2 protein-coding genes are annotated in these 2,916 nt (G+C 72.0%); one reads left to right on the top strand and one right to left on the bottom strand.

Annotation, left to right across the window (positions count from 1 at the left end; all coding sequences use genetic code 11):
• The coding region (locus WAL33_RS01120; protein ID WP_422177656.1) for an ATP-dependent helicase C-terminal domain-containing protein at positions 1 to 762 on the top strand (762 nt) is incomplete at its 5' end.
• Between the two features lie 131 nt (positions 763 to 893).
• Here WAL33_RS01120 and WAL33_RS01115 read toward each other — a convergent pair.
• Positions 894 to 2,738: an aminopeptidase P family protein gene (locus WAL33_RS01115; RefSeq protein WP_422177654.1), complete on the bottom strand. Its 1,845-nt coding sequence runs from the start codon at positions 2,736 to 2,738 to the stop codon at positions 894 to 896.
• Between the last annotated feature and the right edge of the window lie 178 nt (positions 2,739 to 2,916).

Raw genomic sequence — 2,916 nt, 5'->3', positions numbered from 1 at the left:
CTGGACGAGACCGCCCTGCGCGAGGCCTTCGCCGACCGGCTGGTGGCCGAGGACCGGCTGGAGCCCGACGCCAAGGGCAAGGTCCGCGCCCGTCGCCTGCTGCGCCTGGGCAAGCTGGTGGTCGAGGAGCGGCTGCTGGACAAGGTCGATCCCGGGCTGGTGGCCAAGGTGCTGCTGGATCAGGTCGGGCGCGAAGGCCTGCCGGCCGTGCCGCTGGGCGAGGGCGCGCAAGCCCTGCGTCGCCGGGTCGCCTTCCTGCGCGACCGTGACGCCGGGACCTGGCCCGACCTGTCGGACGCCGCCCTGCTGGAGCGCTTGCCCGAATGGCTCGAACCGTTGCTGGCCGGACGCTCGGCCCTGAGCCAACTGGGTGACAGGGCCCTGACCGACGCGATCCGCACGCTCGTGCCCTGGGACCTGCACCGCCGCCTCGACGCCGAGGCGCCGGCCCGGTTCACCGCCCCGACCGGCTCCAGCTTCGCCATCGACTACGCCGCCGACGGCGGACCGCGCGTGGATGTGCGGGTGCAAGAGCTGTTCGGTTTGACGGCGCATCCGACCGTCGGCGGCGCGCCCCTGGTGCTGGCGTTGCTGTCGCCCGGGCACAAGCCGATCCAGATCACGCGGGATCTGCCGGGGTTCTGGAAGGGCTCGTGGCGCGAGGTGAGGACCGAGATGAAGGGGCGCTACCCCCGGCACCTGTGGCCGGACGACCCGGCGGTGGCTGCGCCGACGACTAGGGCCAAGCCTCGGGGGACATAGGGGGGCGCCGGCTCACGGACTTGCCCCCACCTGGCGACTGCGTCGCCTGTCCGCCCCCATAGGGGGCGGGGGACGCGTAACGCCGGCGGCGAGCCTCCGCCCCCTATGGGGGCGGACCGACCGCGAAGCGGTCAGGTGGGGGCAAGTGGGTGTGATCCCACCGCCCTAAGCGGCGCACAGACCTCTTCCAGCCAGGCGCGGACCTCAGGCTCCACCCGCGGCCCGATCTCCGCCACCACCCGCGCGTGATAGGCGTCGAACTGGGCGATCTCCTCGGCCGACAGCAGGCTCTTGTCGACCAGCCGCCGGTCGATCGGGGCCAGCGTCAGGGCCTGGAAGCGGTGCATGGGCCGGTCGCCCGTGCCGACCGCCTCGGCCGGCATGACCACTTCGAGGTTCTCGATGCGGATGCCGTATTCGCCGTCCTTGTAGTAGCCCGGCTCGTTGGAGACGATCATGCCCGGCTGCAAGGCGATGGTGTTGGGGGCCTTTGAGATCCGCTGCGGGCCCTCGTGGACGCCCAGATAGACGCCGACGCCGTGGCCGGTGCCGTGGTCGTAGTCCAGCCCGTGGCTCCACAGGGCCGCGCGGGCGAAGGCGTCGATGGCCGAGCCGGTGGTGCCGGCCGGGAAGCGCAGGCGGGCGATGGCCAGGTGGCCTTTCAGGACCAGGGTGTTGCGGGTGACCATTTCGGCGGTCGGCTCGCCGATGGCTACGGTGCGGGTGACGTCCGTGGTGCCGTCCAGGTACTGGCCGCCGCTGTCCACCAGCAGCAGCGAACCCCTGGCGGCGCGTTGGTTGCTGCGTTCGGTCGGGCGGTAGTGGGGCAGGGCGCCATGGCCGTTGGCCGCGCCTATGGTGTCGAAGCTGAGGTCCTTGAGCAGGCCGGTGGCCTCGCGGAACGCCTCCAGCTTGGCCACGGCCTCCTTCTCGTCCGGCGGATTGATCTGACCCTCGGTGGCCAGCCAGTGCAGGAACCGGGTCAAGGCCGCGCCGTCGCGCCTGTGAGCCTCGATCGTGCCGGCGATCTCGACGGCGTTCTTGCAGGCGCGGGGCAGGGTGCAGGGGTCCATGGCGCGGACCACCTCGGCGCCGGCCGCGACCAGGGTGTCGAAGTACCAGGCGGACGACTGGGACGGATCGACGACGACCTTCTTGCCGGCCAGTTCGGCCAGGGCCCCGTCCAAGGCCCCAGGGTCTTCCAGCGACACCTGATTGCCCAGCCACGCCGGCAGTTCGTCGGTCACCTTGGCCGGATCCAGGAACAGCCGCGCCGTGCCGTCGGCGCGCAGCACGGCCTGGGACAACGGCAAGGGCGAGCGGATCACGTCGCCGCCCCGGATGTTGAACAGCCAGGCGATCGAGGCCGGGGCGGTGATCACGGCGGCTTCGGCGCCGAAGGCCGCGATGGCCGAGCCGACGCGGGCGCGCTTTGAGGCGGACTCCTCGCCGGCGTACTTCACGGGGTGCGGCACGACGGGCGCGGCGGGTTGGGCGGGACGCTCGGCGCCCCAGGCCTCGTCGATGGGATTGATCGCCACGGGCTTCAGCGCCGCGCCGGCCTTTGCGGCGGCGGCTTTCAGGCCGTCCAGGGCTTGGGGGCTGTGCAAGCGAGCGTCGTAGCCAATCACGGCGCCCTTGCCGGCGGTTTCCAGATAGGCCGGCACACCGCCCTCGACCAGGTCGCGAATCTCGAACACGCCCTGATCGACCTGGTCGCGCACCTGCAGGGTGTAGCGGCCGTCGACGAACACGGCGGCGCGGTCCTTGAGGATCACGCCGGCCCCGGCCGAGCCGGTGAAGCCACTGGCCCAGGCCAGGCGATCGTTGGCGGCCGGCAAGTATTCGTTCTGATGCTCGTCCTCGTGCGGCACGAGGAAGCCGTCCAGGCCCTGGCGCGCCATGGCGGCGCGGATCAGGGGAACGTGGCGGGGACCGAAGCCCGGGTCGGTGGATTCATCGAAGGTCTGGCGCATGCCTTCGATGTAATCCCGCCTTGGCTTGCTGGAAAGAGGGCCCTAGTTCACCGGTAGAGGTTCGGCGGCCGGCGTTCGGAGGTTCGGATCGGCCGAGGGGGCCAGGGTGTCGTCGCGCGACAGGGCGGCGCGGTCGGAGGCGTCATGCGCGGCCTGGGCGGCGTTGGCGGCCGTGGCC

The organism is Caulobacter sp. (assembly GCF_049283275.1).
Classification (GTDB): domain Bacteria; phylum Pseudomonadota; class Alphaproteobacteria; order Caulobacterales; family Caulobacteraceae; genus Caulobacter.
The sequence above is the reverse complement of the archived record's forward strand: the minus strand, read 5'-3'. Positions and strand labels throughout refer to the sequence as shown.

Bases quoted from the DNA above. Each gene is read 5' to 3' on its own strand.
- WAL33_RS01115 (WP_422177654.1), bottom strand. From the start codon at position 2,738: ATGCGCCAGACCTTCGATGAATCCACCGACCCGGGCTTCGGTCCCCGC.